General features: G+C 47.7%; 15 protein-coding genes. 13 read left to right on the plus strand and 2 right to left on the minus strand.

Annotation, left to right across the window (positions count from 1 at the left end):
- The first annotated feature begins 76 nt into the window (after nucleotides 1-76).
- The 3 genes from V6668_RS03415 (at nucleotide 77) to nadE (ending at nucleotide 3,377) form a co-directional block, all read left to right on the plus strand.
- Nucleotides 77-1,771, plus strand: coding sequence for a two-component system sensor histidine kinase NtrB (locus tag V6668_RS03415; protein WP_162158988.1), 1,695 nt, complete (start codon nucleotides 77-79; stop codon nucleotides 1,769-1,771).
- A 222-nt stretch (nucleotides 1,772-1,993) separates the two neighbouring features.
- On the plus strand, nucleotides 1,994-2,428 hold the full coding sequence (locus V6668_RS03420; RefSeq protein WP_017690788.1) for a BrxA/BrxB family bacilliredoxin: 435 nt from the start codon (nucleotides 1,994-1,996) through the stop codon (nucleotides 2,426-2,428).
- A gap of 139 nt (nucleotides 2,429-2,567) precedes the next feature.
- Nucleotides 2,568-3,377 carry an ammonia-dependent NAD(+) synthetase gene (nadE, locus tag V6668_RS03425; protein ID WP_036614145.1) on the plus strand — a complete coding sequence of 270 codons (810 nt, stop codon included), beginning with the start codon at nucleotides 2,568-2,570 and terminating at the stop codon, nucleotides 3,375-3,377.
- A 126-nt stretch (nucleotides 3,378-3,503) separates the two neighbouring features.
- Here the strand turns inward: nadE and V6668_RS03430 are convergent, their stop codons facing one another.
- Nucleotides 3,504-4,319 carry an alpha/beta hydrolase family protein gene (locus V6668_RS03430; protein ID WP_338707707.1) on the minus strand — a complete coding sequence of 272 codons (816 nt, stop codon included), beginning with the start codon at nucleotides 4,317-4,319 and terminating at the stop codon, nucleotides 3,504-3,506.
- A 250-nt stretch (nucleotides 4,320-4,569) separates the two neighbouring features.
- On the opposite strand from V6668_RS03430, the gene acpS reads away from it, so the two are divergent.
- The 6 genes from acpS to V6668_RS03460 all read left to right on the plus strand — a co-directional run bounded on the left by acpS (nucleotide 4,570) and on the right by V6668_RS03460 (nucleotide 11,276).
- Nucleotides 4,570-4,968, plus strand: coding sequence for a holo-ACP synthase (gene acpS / locus V6668_RS03435; protein WP_036614140.1), 399 nt, complete (start codon nucleotides 4,570-4,572; stop codon nucleotides 4,966-4,968).
- Nucleotides 4,969-4,997: 29 nt separating this feature from the next.
- Nucleotides 4,998-6,362 carry an A/G-specific adenine glycosylase gene (gene mutY, locus V6668_RS03440; protein WP_338707708.1) on the plus strand — a complete coding sequence of 455 codons (1,365 nt, stop codon included), beginning with the start codon at nucleotides 4,998-5,000 and terminating at the stop codon, nucleotides 6,360-6,362.
- Between the two features lie 211 nt (nucleotides 6,363-6,573).
- Nucleotides 6,574-7,254, plus strand: coding sequence for a TetR/AcrR family transcriptional regulator (locus V6668_RS03445; protein ID WP_338707709.1), 681 nt, complete (start codon nucleotides 6,574-6,576; stop codon nucleotides 7,252-7,254).
- Between the two features lie 157 nt (nucleotides 7,255-7,411).
- Entirely contained in the window at nucleotides 7,412-8,197 is a 786-nt protein-coding gene (locus V6668_RS03450) for a tyrosine-protein phosphatase (protein ID WP_338707710.1), read from the plus strand.
- A 3-nt stretch (nucleotides 8,198-8,200) separates the two neighbouring features.
- The gene (locus V6668_RS03455) at nucleotides 8,201-9,562 is read left to right on the plus strand and encodes a glycoside-pentoside-hexuronide (GPH):cation symporter (protein WP_338707711.1); all 1,362 of its coding nucleotides are present in this window, start codon (nucleotides 8,201-8,203) and stop codon (nucleotides 9,560-9,562) included.
- The gene (locus V6668_RS03460) at nucleotides 9,555-11,276 is read left to right on the plus strand and encodes a glycoside hydrolase family 3 protein (RefSeq protein ID WP_338707712.1); all 1,722 of its coding nucleotides are present in this window, start codon (nucleotides 9,555-9,557) and stop codon (nucleotides 11,274-11,276) included. Before V6668_RS03455 ends, V6668_RS03460 begins: the two co-directional genes overlap by 8 nt.
- Nucleotides 11,277-11,412: 136 nt before the next feature.
- Here V6668_RS03460 and V6668_RS03465 read toward each other — a convergent pair whose 3' ends face one another.
- Complete coding sequence (locus V6668_RS03465) at nucleotides 11,413-12,024, minus strand: superoxide dismutase (RefSeq protein WP_036614138.1); 612 nt, start codon at nucleotides 12,022-12,024, stop codon at nucleotides 11,413-11,415.
- Between the two features lie 420 nt (nucleotides 12,025-12,444).
- Here V6668_RS03465 and V6668_RS03470 point away from each other — a divergent pair, with 420 nt between their 5' ends.
- The 4 genes from V6668_RS03470 to V6668_RS03485 all read left to right on the plus strand — a co-directional run bounded on the left by V6668_RS03470 (nucleotide 12,445) and on the right by V6668_RS03485 (nucleotide 16,902).
- Complete coding sequence (locus V6668_RS03470) at nucleotides 12,445-12,870, plus strand: GNAT family N-acetyltransferase (protein WP_017690782.1); 426 nt, start codon at nucleotides 12,445-12,447, stop codon at nucleotides 12,868-12,870.
- 347 nt (nucleotides 12,871-13,217) lie between these two features.
- The gene (lepB, locus tag V6668_RS03475; RefSeq protein WP_340937083.1) at nucleotides 13,218-13,802 is read left to right on the plus strand and encodes a signal peptidase I; all 585 of its coding nucleotides are present in this window, start codon (nucleotides 13,218-13,220) and stop codon (nucleotides 13,800-13,802) included.
- A gap of 172 nt (nucleotides 13,803-13,974) precedes the next feature.
- A complete protein-coding gene (gene queG, locus V6668_RS03480; RefSeq protein ID WP_338707714.1) occupies nucleotides 13,975-15,855 on the plus strand; it encodes a tRNA epoxyqueuosine(34) reductase QueG in 1,881 nt (626 codons plus the stop codon).
- 15 nt (nucleotides 15,856-15,870) lie between these two features.
- The gene (locus V6668_RS03485) at nucleotides 15,871-16,902 is read left to right on the plus strand and encodes an HD-GYP domain-containing protein (protein ID WP_017690779.1); all 1,032 of its coding nucleotides are present in this window, start codon (nucleotides 15,871-15,873) and stop codon (nucleotides 16,900-16,902) included.
- Nucleotides 16,903-17,018: the final 116 nt, after the last annotated feature.

Consider the following 17,018-nt stretch of genomic DNA (forward strand, 5'->3'; position numbering starts at 1 on the left):
TATTGTAATATACTGTCGCCTATGTTTTAATCAGAAATACATGAGGGAATGTGCAGGCAGAGGAGGAGATGGCATTGTGGTTGCGTTAAAGGACATGCTTTTACAAGTACTGCTGGCAGGGTCGGCGGTATTTCTGATTCCCTTATTCCGTCTGGTACTCTCCAAGCGGGCTATTGCTAGAATGGAACATGCCGGAACTGTTCATACCAGTTTTGCTGTGACAAGTGCCCTGAGCATGTTATTGTGTCTGCTGTTTGCGCTCTATGCAAGCCCGGTGGCCGTACCCATATCATTAAGCATCGTACCTGTGATACTTGTTATTTTGTATTGTAAGTCCGCTATAGGCCTAACGCTGTCCATTCTACATATTCTCTTCTATTTTCTTTTTGCGCATCCCTATGATCTGTACGGATTTCTCCTTCATACGGGCATTCTTCTCTATCCTATTGTATGGTTGTCTGCCAAACGATTCAAGCATAATACACCTTCACGCAAAATGGCGATCCTCATCATCCTGATTACAATGGAACTGATTGTAACGAGTCTGTTATGGATCGCATCCCTCCAGAATGAATCCACATACTCTGCGACCTACATGATACTTACAGCACTTGGATATACCGCTGGAGCCATTGTTGCGGGCAGTCTGAGTCTGCTATGGCTGGAACGGATGAAGCACTATCGCGGGCTGGAGCAACATCTCTCGGAAGTCCACCAGCGATACATAGCCGAAACGGAGAAACTTCATCAGATTCTGAACGCAGTGCCTCTCTCCATTGCCACCGTAGATAAACAAGGCACAGTGATGTTTGTCAATGAGATGATGGAGCAAACGGCAAGGGAGCAGCTACCTTGTACCTCCACGCCTGATCTCATTGGACAGCCTGCCAGTCAATTTGTTGAACAAGGTCAGGCGGACAAGATGGATAAAAGCATTCGCAGAGCCGTCGTTCATGGTGAGATTAGTGGGTTGACCGTTCGTTACGGTGCACACGTATTTCAATCCCGAACCGTACCGATTTATGCCTTTTCAACAGAGTCTGCGAGAGAAGTTACAGGAGCCATGCTGATCATCCAGGATATCACGGAGCTTGAGATGTTGCGAAGTGAACTGGATAATGTGGATCGTCTCAGTCTGGTGGGGCAGATGGCTGCAAGCATTACGCATGAGGTGCGTAATCCAATGGCGGTTGTACGTGGCTTTCTTCAACTCATGCAGGAAAAGAGTCCTGATTCCCTCGATCACTATTACCGGATCGTTCTGGAAGAGCTGGACCGGGCCAATAGTATCATTAATGATTTCTTGTCTTTGGCTCAGAATCGTATTGCCGAGAAAGAAGAATCCCAGCTGCACGATATCATCCATGAACTCAGTCCGTTGTTATGGGCGGATGCGAACCTGCGTGGTCAGAGTATAGAACTCATGTTGGCCCATAATGTGCCAAAGCTGCATCTCAATTCTAAGGAAATCAAACAGGTGGTGTTGAACCTGGCCCGTAACGGGATGGAAGCCATGAATGAGAAGGGCGTGCTTACGCTGGAGACACGGATAGTGGATGATAAAGTGGAACTGTGTGTACGTGACACAGGACCTGGTCTACCCAGAGTGAAGAAGGAAAAGCTGTTTGAACCTTTCTATACGACAAAAGCCAAGGGAACCGGACTTGGATTGTCCATGTGCCTGAGTATTGTGGAACGACATAATGGAACCATTACTGTGGAATCGGAGGAAGGCCAGGGCACAACCTTCAAAGTGGCATTTGAACGTTAGTCATTCAGCATATATTGCCAGACATTGAGACATAATATTATGGAAGAAGCCTCTCCGCAGGCGGTTTCTGAATCTTGCTTTCATTGCTTATGGATGTATAATAGGAATAGCAAATCTTTACATCCATAATGTTCGATATGAATGTAACGTTGTTTTGGAGAGTTTATTGGCCTTTAATTTTATCGAGATCATAGAACAACCATTTATAAGGAGTGAAACCGAATGTCGATGTCATTTGATCAATACATGAAAGATATGGTTCAACCGATGCGGGATGATTTAACTCGTCTAGGAATCCAGGAGTTGCGTACTCCTGAAGAAGTGGAAGCAAGTCTTCCGGATGCAAAAGGAACAGCGCTGGTTGTTATTAACTCTGTCTGCGGATGTGCGGCAGGTCAATGTCGCCCAGGTGTGTCCCAAGCACTGCAGCACGATATTACACCGGATCACCTGTACACTGTATTTGCTGGTCAGGACAAAGAAGCAACTGCAAAAGCACGTGAATTCTTTGCACCGTATCCTCCATCTTCACCGTCCATCGCTCTGATGAAAGACGGAGAACTCGTTCACTTTATCGAGCGTCATCAAGTGGAAGACCGTTCTGCAGAGGATATTGCGGCTGATCTCAAAAGTGCATTTGACCGTTACTGCCGTTAATTCGCTCCAATAGAACGCCCCGCCCTTCGGATCACCGATGCCGGGGCGTTTCATTTTGGATAGATAAGGTTATTGATCCATTCGGACCTTTCAAGCTGGACATCAAATTTCATTCATTTAGAAACGGGGTGTGTGAACGATGAGTTTGCAACAACAGATCATCGCTGAATTGAAGGTTAAACCAAGCATTAATGAAGAAGAGGAAGTACGCAAGCGTGTTGATTTTCTGAAGACGTATGTGAAAAATGCGGGTGCCAAGGGTTTGCTGATTGCGATCAGCGGCGGTATTGACAGTGCAGTGGCTACGGCGCTTTGCAAAAGAGCGACGGACGAGCTCACGCAAGAGAACAACCAAGAGTACAAAACGCTTGGTGTGTTCCAACCTTATGGTGAACAATCCGATATCGACCACAGCTACGCTGTAGCCAAAGCATACGATCTGAAGCATGTCGTGGAAACCAATATCGAAGATGCAGTGAACGAGATTGCGCTGGAAGTGGAGCAAGGTTTCAAATCCTTGGGCAGCCCACGTCATATGACTCACCAAGGCAAAGGTAATGTAAAGGCGAGAACTCGTATGGTTATGCAATATGCGCTTTCGTTTGAAGAGAACCTGCTCGTTGTAGGTACGGATCATGCGTCAGAAGCCATTACAGGCTTCTATACCAAATGGGGCGATGGCGCTGTGGATATCACACCACTGAGCACTTTGAACAAACGTCAGGTACGCCAGCTGGCGGCATATCTGAACGTGCCACAGGCTGTTTTGGACAAAGCACCATCGGCAGGGCTATGGGAAGGTCAGACGGACGAAGATGAGCTGGGAATTTCGTATGAAGCGAACAGCGACTATCTCGAAGGCAAACAGATTGATCCGGCTGCACAAGAGCGCCTCGAAGCGTTCTATACGCGCACACATCACAAACGCAATGCCATTCCTGGTATCTAATACGGGTGGATGAGCATGATCTTTATATAGGGAATGCAAAAAGAGTCACTGCTCACGCAGTGACTCTTTTTGTTATGTGGAACAAGAAACCGCAAAAATCCAGGTGACTACTATATTAAAGATGAGTTAGCTATTCCAGTCTTGGATCTGTTGCAGGGTTTGGGTGATGGCTTGCTCCAGTTGCGGAGTGGTTTCTTTAAATGGATGTACCGTATTAAAGGTGTGGTTCCCTTCTGGAATCTGGTGCCATGGGATATCAGGGCGGGATTGAACCAGTGCGGCAGAACCGTCCCGCAGACGCTGTGGATCTTCTGTTCCCTGAATGAGTGCGACTCGCACAGGTGAAGAAGCTAAGCGGTCAATGATAGCGTAACGTTCGCTATGCTTGTCCAGGTCTTCCAGAATAGCCACGTCCAGTGGCATCTGCTGGCCTGTTCGTCCGTTAACGACATGGCTGCGGCCATGCGTACGCATTTCTTCTTTTTGCTCCGCTGTGAAGAGATCCAGATTGGTTACGCCATTCCAGGAGATGACACCTGCCACCTGCTCGGGATGATCCAGTGCATAGACGAGACTTACGCCCGCACCGCGGCTATGACCAACCAGGTATACAGGAAGTCCAGTGAGTTCAGGTTGTGTAGCCACATGTTCCAATACCAGGGCCAGATCGGCAAGCTCCCTGCTGTAGGTATTCACTGCGAACTTTTCAAGTTCAGAGAATTGCTCCAGATATTCGCCGATACCGTTGTGAGAGAAATTAAAGGTCAGCACATGATGCGTCTGGCTTAGCTGTGCAGCTGCATAGGGGAACATGCCCCAGTCTTTGAAGCCTTTGTATCCGTGAGCCAGAATGATGACACCTTGAGCGGGTTGTTGTGCAGGGAAAAAGTCTCCGCGAATGATCGCATCTACGTCAGTGGGCAATTCAAAAGTTATGGGCATTATTCAGACCTCCTAAGAATTTCAGACGATTCCTGATTCATATTTTAGCATATATGGTAATGCGGATAGGTACTCGCTTCTGATCGTCCCTCCTGCTACAATAGAATACGTGTTCGGAGAGTTACGGATCATGTGATTGAATGGAGATCTTTTACAATGAAGGTTCAAAAAGAGCGGTTTTCAGTACCGAGAAGATGGGACTTTTTGAATAACCTCTTACAGTATAAAAGATTAAGCGGGTGAAGCGTTGATGATATATGGCATAGGCAATGATGTGCTGGAGATTGGACGTATGCGGAAGCTGCTGTCCGGTCGCCATGCGGAAGCTTTCATAAAACGAATTTTAACGCCAGCAGAGCGGGAGATCGCGGTTCGTCGAGGGAAGCGGATGACGGAGTTTGTATCCGGTCGATTTGCAGCGAAAGAAGCGGTGTCTAAGGCATTTGGCTGCGGTATTGGTGGTGTCATGGGCTTCACTGACATTGAGGTGCTGCCTGATGGGACAGGACGTCCCGTGGCCTCGCTGTCCAGTCAAGCCTGGGAACGTCTGCAGCTGCCATATGATAAGCAATATGACATTCATTTGAGTATTACACATCAGACGGAATTGGCAGCGGCCTTTGCGATCGTGGAACAGATGGAAAAGTAGTTAGCTTGGCAATAGGAGAGGACGGAAATATGGGTTTACAGGAACAGAAACAACATTTCAGCGTGAATTTGCTGGACTGGTATATGGTCAACCGACGGGATTTGCCGTGGCGTCGCCACAACAATCCGTATTTTACATGGGTATCGGAGATTATGCTTCAGCAGACTCGGGTAGATACGGTAATTCCGTATTTCAATCGTTTTATCGGAAATTTCCCGACCGTGCAAGCGTTAGCGGAGGCACCCGAAGAGGATGTGTTGAAAAATTGGGAGGGACTCGGTTATTACTCCCGTGCACGTAATCTTCAGGCAGCTGCGAGACAAGTCATGGAGCTGCACGGAGGCGAGATGCCGCAGGACAAGCCGGCTGTCTTTGCATTAAAAGGGGTGGGCCCGTATACTGCCGGGGCCATTCTCAGCATTGCCTTCAATCAGCCGCAACCTGCGGTAGATGGCAATGTCATGCGGGTACTGTCCCGATACTTCCTCATCGATGAGGACATTATGAAGGGCAGCACCCGGGTGTTGATGGAAGAGCTCGCAGGAGAGCTCATTCCGGAAGGGCGGGCGCGTGATTTCAATCAGGCGCTGATGGAGCTTGGCGCGCTGGTGTGTACACCCAAAGCGCCGCACTGCCTGACTTGCCCGGTCATGGAGCAATGTTCCGGCCGTATCGCCGGAAGAGAGCTTACACTGCCGGTCAAGACCAAGGCGAAGCCGCCGCGCCCTGAGCAGCGGCTGGTCGCGATTGTGGAGGGCCGCGGTGCTCATCGCGGCCAAGTGCTTGTGCGCCAGCGCCCAGACACGGGCCTATTGGCCCGCATGTGGGAGCTGCCGCATGTGCTCGCGGCGCCCGCCGCAGCGAGCAAGAAGGCGGCGCCGCTGGCGGATGAGCCGGCCATGGCATTGCTGGCCGGCAGTCTATGGGCGGAAGGCTTCGCTGCCCGCCCGGAAGGGCTGGCTACCCATGCGGAGCATGTGTTCAGCCACATTGTCTGGAGCCTGCAGGTGTACAAGTGTACCGAGCAGGACCAGAGCAGTGAGCTTCCGCTGATCGCAGCGGAAGCCAGAGCCGCCTACGATGCACAGGCGGCAACAAGGGAGGGCACAGCCTCATTATCAGCTGTGTCACCTGAGTCAGACACAATGCATCCATCGGAGCCAGGCACGCCTAATGCGCAGAACATCTCAACATCGCTTAACGATGGAGAGATGTTGGCACCATCTGATGTTAGTGACCTAGCGCTGAGCACGCCGACACTGACAGGTAAAGGCGATGGCTTGACCTACCGCTGGATCGGTCCGGAAGATATGGACAAGCTGGCATTCCCGAATATCTTCCTGAAGCTAATCAGTCAATACTTTGCAGGTAACTACGACAACATAAATCCCTGAATGGGAAGGGGCTAACGAGCAGGATGGAGAATCTGAGTTTATTCTGTTCCTTATATTCCTTTTTGTAAGTATGAGACGTGTGCTGGAGTCTTGGTCGCCATTTATGATCAACCCAGTCACGTCTTTTCTCTAATATGCTGGTCACAGACAGTGTACAATTATCGAGGCGAGGGTGGAAGCCAAACAGATGGCAGACTCGGGATGAATTAGAATGGAGAGAGAGGGCTGTGAATTCATGAACGATAGCTGGAGAAAACAGTTGGATGAACATCGCGGCAAACGAAAGGAAGAGATCATAGCGGCTGCGGAAGCGGTCTATATGGAGATGGAATTTTCAAAAGTCACCATCCAGGACATTGTGGAGCGGTGTGGCATTAGCCGGGTAACATTGTATAAGTACTTTAAATCCATTGATGAGATTATTTTTGAGATCCAGATTCGCATTCTGGAGCAATTTAAGGTTGCGATGAATGATCACGTTCCATCAACGGTAAATGGATTAATGAAATTTCAGGCAATGTTTGACTACATACTGCTGCATTTTGAAGAACACAAGCAGCGCAATCAATTTATCGCCGTTTTTGATACACGCTATAAGGATAATTATTCGACGCCAGAGCTTGAGCAAAGATACCGTAGCTATCTTCATCAGGACAAGGCCCCATTTAGCAAATGGCTGGAGGAGGGCCAGCTTGACGGCTCCATTCGCCCAGAAATTGATGTAGATGTGGCTACGGCAATGATCAGTAATGTTGTGAATGCGACCCTCCAGCGCATGGCTTTGCGGGGCGAGTTGCTGCACCTTGATCAGAAGGTTGATCCAGAACGGGTGCTTCATGAGATGGCTGCGATGATTATTGCTTATTTACAATCGAATTCACGTTTTCAATGATCGGTGGCATCCTTAATGGATGCCATTTTTCTTTTACAAATAATCAATAATACGATAATACGCAGTTAACATTAGCTCTTTAGTATTAAGGGTATTAACTGCCTGTTAATATATAATTACTATTAGTTAACCACTTGAAGGGAGCCTATTAAAACATATGAATCAGGATCTAATGCATCGTATTAATTTGAGAGAATTAGGCGGTTACCCTGTGAATCAGGGTAAAAAAGTGGTAAAGACCAACCATTTGTATCGTTCGGGCGAAATTTCTGATTTGAGCCTGGAGGATATACGATATCTGCAAAATTTGGGGCTGTCTTTTATCTGTGATTTGCGTTCAAAGGAAGAACAGGAGCAGCATCCTAACCCGCCGATCGAAGGTGTGGAGATGTTCAGCAATCCGGCATTGGGCGGGGCTGTTGCCGTACAGAGCCTGGATCAGCTTCTGCCTGCTCTAATGAATCACCGCTTGACAGAGGACCCTCTCTTGGGAGTTTATAAGCAATTCGTAACGGATGAACAATCGAAACAAGCATATCGTTTGCTTATTCGCACAATCCTTCAGTCCGGGGGGCGTCCGGTACTTTGGCATTGTACGGCAGGCAAAGATCGCACTGGCTTCGCTTCGGCTATCATTCTCCTACTCCTTGATGCTCCTCTCGAGACGATTATGGAAGATTATATGAAGTCGTCTCAATATCGGCAAGAAGCTAACCGAAAATGGATAGATCAAATCAAGGAAGTAGTACAGAACCCCGAGCATGTATCCCTCATTCAAAGCTTCATGGGAATTAAGCCTGAATATTTAAGGGCTGCCATTGATGAAATAGTTCGGGTATACGGTTCTACGGACAATTATTTGCTGGAAGGTCTAGGGGTCAGCGATTTAGAGCGTGAACAACTGCAAGCCTGGTATCTAATCGAACAAGAGGCAGGCGAATAAGCGATGAAGGTATCCATGAAGACGGCCATTTCTTTCGGGATGGGAAGCCTTGGCCAAAATATGCTCTATACACTCACGGTCAGCTACTTGTTAATGTTTTATACGGATTATTTGGGCATTGCGGCTGCTTCCGCCGGTGTATTGTTATTAGTTGTAAGGGTAATTGATGCATTTGCTGACCCGTTGTTTGGCATTTTTATGGATAATACTCATACACGATGGGGGAAGTTCAGACCCTATCTGCTGTTTACTCCGGTAGTTTTGACGGTGCTGACGCTGTTTTTGTTCATGCAACCTAATCTGAGCGACCACGGCAAGCTGATCTATGCCTTTGTTACTTATGCCGTATGGAGCATAGCGTATACCTTTCTCGATGTGCCCTATTGGTCCATGACCGCCGTAATTACCGACGATCCTCGGCAACGAACCAAGGTTGTTGTCGTTCCACGCATTATGGCGATTATTGGTGCAATAGTTTCCAGTGCTTTAACGATTCCGCTGGTGAAGGCAACGGGATCATGGACTGTTCCTGCCCTTCTTTTTAGTGGGGTATGTATGCTGTGCATGTGGTTGACCTTTTTCACGGTTAAGGAAAAAATTCATACTCCTAGGAAAGAAACTTTCAAAATTGCTGCTGCATGGACCTTATTGCGCAGCAATGTACCCCTGCTTATGCTGTTACTATCCCTCTTTATTGTTGATATGACCATGAACCTACGCAGTGCCTTTTCGATCTACTATTTCAAATACGTTCTTCATAAGGAGAACTTAATCGCCCTTTATACAGCGGTTAGCATTGTGCCTATCTTGGCAGGTGCCTTCCTCTCTATCGTAGTGATGAAGAAAATAGGTAAGCGTAATACGGCAGTTGTCGGAAACATCGGATTTGGTCTGTCATATATTTTGCTGTTTTTGTTTGGGCATGGAGTGACGATGCTATTCGTATGGTCCATCCTTGGAACATTGATGATTGGTATGTCACTAATTGCCATGTCATCCATGCTTGCTGACACGGTGGAGTATGGCGAGTGGAGGACAGGAGACCGGGCAGAGGCTACCATTTTCTCGACAAATACATTTAGATCCAAGTTTGCCGATGCAATGGGCGGGTCCCTTGGAGCATTTGCTTTGGCTATGACAGGTTATGTTCCAAATCAGACACAGTCTCCCGGTACGGTGACCTCAATCGGCTTGTTTTTCAGTGTAATTCCCGGTGTTCTTATGATTCTTGCCGCTTTGCCTTTCCTGAAATACAAGCTGACGGAGCCTTTCTATGACCAGATATTGATTGATATTAAATTGCGCCGGACAGCGGCAGACAAATCCCGGTTTGATGAGGGAGAAGGAGGCGTCATTGGTGCTTAATTATAACCTTTTACGAGGCAATCCTTTTTACTTGGACGAAGGGGATATTCAATGGGTGGAGGGTACACTTGGAGAGATGACCCTTGAGGCGAAGGTAGGACAGTTATTTTGCATGCACGGAATATCTGGGCACAGAGACATGCTGGATCGTTTCCTGGAGGATATACAGCCGGGGGGATTCATGTTTCGTCCAGAAGACAAGGAGTCCATTGCGGATGTCCATCGTTATCTTCAGGAACGGTCAACGATTCCGCTGCTGCTTGCAGCCAATCTGGAAAACGGAGGGGGCGGAATTGCCATAGACGGCACTGTATTTGCTAATAACATGCAGGTAGCAGCGACGGGTGAACCGGAGATGGCGCGGCGTCTCGGCATGATTGCGGCCCGCGAAGGCAAGGCTGTAGGCTGTAATTGGTCCTTTGCTCCTGTGGTTGATATTGACTTGAACTTCCGCAACCCGGTCACGAACACCCGCACCTTCGGTTCAAACGCCGATACGGTACTTGTCATGTCTCAGGCGTATACTGAATCGTTGCAGGCTCATGGGCTTGCAGCTTCGGTGAAGCACTTTCCAGGGGATGGGGTTGATGGTCGGGACCAACATCTGCTGACATCGGTAAACACCCTTACCATAGAGGAATGGGATACAACCTTTGGGCAGGTATACAAGGGTTTGATTGAAGAGGGGGCCAAGACGGTTATGGCTGGTCATATTCGTCTTCCCGCCTATTCAAAAAAGCTGAATCCCAAGCTGCGCGATGAAGAGATTATGCCAGCAACCCTATCCAGGGAACTATTGGTAGGTTTGCTCCGGGAACAGCTTGGCTTCCAAGGCCTAATTGTATCCGATTCAACAATGATGGCCGGATTTACGATGGCATTACCGAGAGAACAGGCGGTTCCGCAATGTATTGAAGCGGGCTGTGACATGTTTTTGTTTACACGAGATGTCAGGGAAGATATAGGTTATATGTACCAGGGCATTCAATCGGGACAGTTAACGTTGGAGAGATTGGATGAGGCGGTGACACGAATTCTAGCTTTGAAAGCCTCGCTTGGTCTTCATAAGCAGCCCCGTGAAGCGCTCGTCCCGCATAAGGGTGCATTATCCGTTATTGGATGCGCAGAGCATCGGGAGTGGGCGAAGGAGGCGGCAGACAAAGCGGTTACACTGGTGAAGGATATAGACGCTATACTGCCACTCCACCCTATCTCTACGAAGCGTGTGTTACTCGTCCCAGTTGAATCGAACAGTTCCCTATTGAAAAATGAGGGCTTCTATTCTTCAACAATCGCGGATACAATGACGAAGCATCTTAGAGAGCAGGGATTTGAGGTGAGATTATTCGAACCGGGACGGCAGCAACATGCGGCGTTCATGGAAAGTGTGGAGGCAGTTCGTCAACGCACCGATCTTGTAATCTACGCCTTGAATATGCCAAGCTCTAGCCTCAAACCTTCGATTCGGCTAGAGTGGTCTGAACCCTTCATTGAGAATCTGCCATGGTTTATCCAAGAACTGCCAACGGTGTTTGTATCCTTTGCGAACCCGTATCATTTATATGATGTTCCACGAGCAAAGGTATTTATTAATGCATACTCAGCCAGCGAGGATACGGTACGAGCCGTTGTAAGTAAGCTGATAGGGGAAACCCCTTTTGAAGGCATCAGTCCGGTGGACCCGTATTGCGGAAGCTGGGACGCCCGCCTTTAATTCTGCTGAAGAGGATATCACCCAAAAAAGCCCCCTTAAACATTGGTTATTCATCCAGGCAGGAGAATAATGAATGTTGAGGGGGCGATTTATTTCAGATCCTTAATGGTTTGTTCAAAATTGCGGTGAAAACGTCTTATTTTGCAGAAGCGTAACGTTTGTTCACTTCATCCCAGTTGATTACATTCCAGAAAGCGGCGATGTAGTCAGGACGTTTGTTTTGGTAGTTCAGGTAGTAAGCGTGCTCCCATACATCCAGACCCAGAACCGGAGTCAGACCTTCGAAGAGAGGGCTGTCTTGGTTAGGTGTGCTAGTGATGGACAACTTGCCATCTTTACCAACTACGAGCCAAGCCCAGCCGGAACCGAAGCGAGTTGTAGCTGCTTTAGCGAAATCTTCTTTGAATTTATCAAAGCCACCCAGTTCGCTATCGATAGCTGCTGCGATATCGCCTGTAGGAGCGCCGCCGCCGTTAGGTCCGATGATTTCCCAGAACAGGCTGTGGTTAGCATGTCCACCACCATTGTTGCGAACCGCTGTGCGGATGCCTTCAGGTACGCTGTCAAGGTTAGCAATCAGATCTTCCAAGCTTTTTTCTTGCAGTTCAGGAGCGCTTTCCAGAGCTGCGTTCAAGTTAGTTACATAAGTATTGTGATGGCGATCGTGGTGGATTTCCATCGTTTTTGCATCGATATGTGGTTCCAGTGCGTCGTTAGCGTAAGGAAGTGCTGGTAATTGAAAAGTCATAATGAAATACCTCCTGAGATTTTAGGTTTTTTTGAAAACAGGTACATATGTAATAATACCCTTGCCACTAATATTAAACCGCATTCGAGCTAATTAAGCAACATTTTTGTTTATTAAGTCCCCCGAGGCGTTGATCTAATGATGGGCCAGAGATAACAAACATATTTTACCCTTTATGCAACTATTTATGTGTTTTCAGGCGTTTAAATAGATTAAAAGTTTAATATTCGTATGTAAACGGTTACAATTAAGCGCTTTCAAAAGAAAATGCGTGTTTTATGGAGAAAAGTATGGTTTAATTGACGAAGAAGCGGTATTTTCTCGTTTTTTGTCATTATATGAACATTGGGTTTTTGGTAAAAAGGGATTCCCTTTTTGTAAAAAACCTCATCTAAGCTAACGAAAAGGGAGATTTAAGACATGCACGTTCGTTCCTTTCAGTTGAGTGATGCAAGCCAGATGACGGAGCTTCTCCAGGTTGCACTATCGGAAGAGTGTTATGAGAACACGATGGGCCCGTTTGCCCGTCAATTGTCATGGGATTCTGACCTGATCATGGTTGCGGAAGAAGAGGGAGACCTCGTAGGCGCTTTGATCGGTACGATTGATCACAACCAGGGTTGTATCTACCGTATTGCGGTACATCCAGACTATCGTCGCCGTGGAGTCGGCAAAACACTTGTCGAGGCTATGGAACAGCGGTTCCAGCAGCGTAAAGTCAGCCAAGTATGGGTGGCGGGTGATGAGCACAACAAAGTAGCCATGCCTCTATATGAAGCAATGGGTTACGGTGCCAATCAGATTATGAGCGCTTTCCAGACTCTTAGTATTTTGTCCAAAGCTTAGTTTGCATGTTTAAAAAGAAATAAAAAAAAGATTTTCATTTCATATTAGGCATATCTCTTTAACGTGTAAGAACGTGAGGGATGTGCCTTTCTATTTATATGAGTGTTCTTCACGTCATATTCCTCTGGTTTCCTCATTTTCTGAACATGCTTCGGAGTCCCTGAATTCTATTTAAATCACCCTGACTATCCCGGCTGTATTCACGATAACCAAGGTATTGGTGCTCATAACCAATTGTTTCACTCTCCCAAATGAAGTAGACTGAAAGGGAGTATGGTTACCATGTTACAAGTTTAATTCAACTATTTAATAAATGAGGTGTCCCTTTGAATTCCAATAATCATTCAATGGAACATGTGACTTCCGAGCAACGTAATGAACCGTCAAAGCCTGAACAACCGGGGAAATTCTGGGTTGTCGAGCTGTGGGACTGGGTCAAAACGATTGTTGTTGCTTTTGTAATTATGATGCTGCTGAACCTGTTTGTGTTTAATCTGTCAATGGTCAAGGGACAGTCCATGCAGCCGACACTGGTTGAGCGAGATCGCCTTTTCGTCAACAAAATCGTATACCATCTGGGTAATCCTTCCCGATCAGATGTGATTGTACTTCGTGATCCAAGCGAAGGTGTGGAGAAGAAGGATTTTCTGGTGAAACGGATCGTTGGACTTCCGGGAGATACAATTGAAGTTAGGGATCACCATCTATATGTGAACGGCGAGCAACAAGCGGAAACGTACACCGATATTGAGGTGCAGGACCCAGATTTTGGCCCAATCACCTTGGAGCCGGATCATTTCTTCGTGATGGGGGATAATCGTCATGAAGGCAAAAGTAAGGATAGCCGAGTGTTTGGCAGTATTACATCCGACCAGATTGTAGGCAAGGCTGAATTTATTTTCTGGCCGTTTTCTGAATTGAAGAAATTGTAAAATTATTACAGGACAACAACTTCAGACTGCATTTTGCGTTAAACCATATAGAGTTGGTTCCGTTTGAATTCAAGTATGTAAGGCATATATAGAAATTAACGCCTGTCCTCTTACCGTGAGGCGGGCGTTCACTATTTACGGAATAAGTGTCGGAAGAAGAGAGGGAAGAGAAATGACGAGCGTACAGACCGGGGCAGCACAGGATGCCTCCGTATGGGAGAAGTTAAAACAGGAGATCAAGGCAGCTGGCCCCGGACTGGGCATTGATGATATCGGTTTTGCTTCGGCTGATCCCTTTGTTTCCCTGAAGTCGCTGCTGGAGCAGTCGCGGGATAAAGGGTATGCTTCAGGTTTTGAAGAGCCGGATATTGAAAAAAGGGTGCACCCCGCCTTAAAAGATGGCGAGCCCGCTTCACTTATTGCAATAGCCGTGGCATACCCATCCAAAATGGTGAATCCGCCGAAATCGGAGCCTGGTGCGTATCGAGGCATTTTTGCCCGTTCGGCTTGGGGTCAGGATTATCATCAGGTCCTGCGTGCAGCGATGGACAAGTTGGTCAATTTTATAAAGGAACGCGTACCTGAAGCCATGATCGAAAGCATGGTAGACACCGGAGCATTGGTGGATCGTGCGGTGTCCCAGCGTGCGGGGATTGGTTTTAGCGCCAAAAACTGTGCCATTATATCACCCAAATTTGGTTCATGGATTTTTCTCGGAGAACTGGTGACAAATATTCCTTTTCAACCAGACACACCTGTGACCGAGGACTGCGGTGAATGTACAAAATGTATTGATGCCTGTCCTACAGGAGCATTGGTGGGGCCGGGACAGTTGAATGCACAGCGCTGTATTTCTTTTGTAACCCAGACAAAAGGGTTCGTGGATGAAGAATTTATGCTGAAAATAGGCAACCGTCTGTACGGTTGTGACACGTGTCAGATTGTCTGTCCGAAGAACCGGGGCAAGAACTGGGATCACCATCCCGAGTTTCACCCCGATCCGGAGATTGTGAAGCCACTCCTGCTGCCGCTGCTGGACATCGGTAACCGGGAATTCAAGGAACGTTTCGGTCAGAGTTCCGCCGCTTGGCGGGGTAAAAAACCGATTCAACGCAACGCCGTTATTGCCCTGGGCAATTTCAAAGACAAAAGTGCTGTACCCAAACTTACAGAAGTATTAAAACGTGATCCGCGCCCCGAGTTGCGGGGAACTGCAGCCTGGGCGTTAAGCAGAATTGGAGGAGAAGACGCCATGAGAGCAATTGGGGAAGCTGCCGCTAACGAACAAGATGGGAACGTACTAAGCATGCTGCAGAAGGCCGAGGAGCGACTGAGTTCGTCCGAGACCTTACCCAAACAGCCACAGGCTGGGCAAGTGAGTGAGAAGCAGCCAGAGGAACAGAACAATGAGAACAATTCCTTACGTGCGTTACAACAGGATTTGAAAATGGAAGCTGGGATTGAACCGGGTAGTGAGCAGTCTGCACAGCCTGACAAACCGGAAGCCGCAGCGTGGAAACCTTCAGCCGTTACAGGTCTTCATGGCAAGCCCGTATACTACGATGAGGTACTGACACCGATTGGTACTCTTACGTTATGCGCGACGGATGAAGGGTTGTGTCACATCGATTTTGGCGCCTTTCACGTACGCGAAGCTCATCTGCAACAATGGGCCCGCATCTGGATTGGCGAGTATCGATATGAGAAGAATGAAGAGAAGCTCAGCGAAGCTGCAAAGCAGTTAAAGGAGTATTTTGCAGGGGAGAGAAAAACGTTCGACTTGCAGCTTGATCGGCTTGGAACACCATTCCAGCTACAAGTATGGCAAGTTCTGTCCGATATATCTTATGGAGAGGCCTCATCACACCAACAGGTTGCGGAAATCATCGGCAGACCCAAGGCTGTTCGTGCAGTTCTGGACGCCATTAGCAAGAATCCGATTCCGATTATTATTCCCTGTCACCGTATCAGTGGTAAAGACGGTACCCTGGTGGGTTATGTAGGCGGTCTGCAAACCAAGGAGCAATTGCTCGCATTGGAGCAGCTATCGTAAGAGCGGGGGACGTTCATGAAGTATGTAAACGTGGAGAGCGTGGAAGCGGGGGAGCTTCTGGGCAAGACGGTATATTCCAGTAACGGCACGGTACTGCTGTCTGCCGGGGTCCAGCTCACCGTATACATGGTCAATACGCTGAAGCGTATTGGCGTGACCATGTTATACATCCAGGATGAAGCGTATAAAGATGTGGATGCAGAAGACATTCTGGATGAAACCACGAAACGGGCAATAATTAACGAAATGAGTGTCACACTCGAATCCATTCGATCCGGGAAAGACTGGAGTCCGAGGAAAGTTGCCCTCAGTATAGAAAAGTTGCTGAATGATGTACTGAACGGGCGTGAAATGCTTGTGCAGCTCACCGATATTCGTACCAAAGACAATGCACAGTATGTTCATGCGATGAATGTATGTTTGTTGTCTTCGGTCATCGGACTGAATATGGGACTCAATTATAATCAACTGAAGGACCTTGCTGTGGGTGCATTATTGCATGATATTGGCAAAGTGGGGGAACCTCCTGGCAGTGGCTCTGCTGCAAATTCTTCGTTGCACCATACATGGCGTGGATTCGAAGTGATTAAGAACAAACGGGAGTTCAGTCTGTTGGTCGCCCATACGGCCCTGCAACATCATGAGCATGTAGATGGTACAGGCATGCCGAGAGGGATCAAGGGGAGTGACATTCATCTGTTTGCGAGAATCGTTAGTGTGGCTAATATCTATGATAATCTCATTAATGGTTTATCCAAGGACAGTTTGATGCCACATGAGGCCTGTGAAGAGATGATGGCGTTGTCTGGTACAAAGCTGGATCGGGACATTCTGATTGAGTTCAATAAGAGTGTATCCGTGTATCCTAATGGTACAGCGGTAAGACTGTCTACCAAAGAGACTGGAGTCATTGTGCGTCAACATCGGGGATTGCCCGGCAGACCTGTAATCAGGGTGGCACGCGGAAGTACGCGTTATTCTCTGGATGTGGTTGAAATCGATCTGGCTCAGCATACAACCGTTTTCATTGAAGCTGTCATGACGTAGCTTGTGTGCGGTTCAACTGGAAAATCCGTTTGCTCAAGGCGTGCGGAAATGCTATGATACTTTCAGGAAATCCGCTCTGTGTCAGGTTTGCAACTTATGTGTCGAACATCATGAAG

Origin of the sequence: Paenibacillus amylolyticus (assembly GCF_036894225.1) — a bacterium.
Classification (GTDB): domain Bacteria; phylum Bacillota; class Bacilli; order Paenibacillales; family Paenibacillaceae; genus Paenibacillus; species Paenibacillus amylolyticus.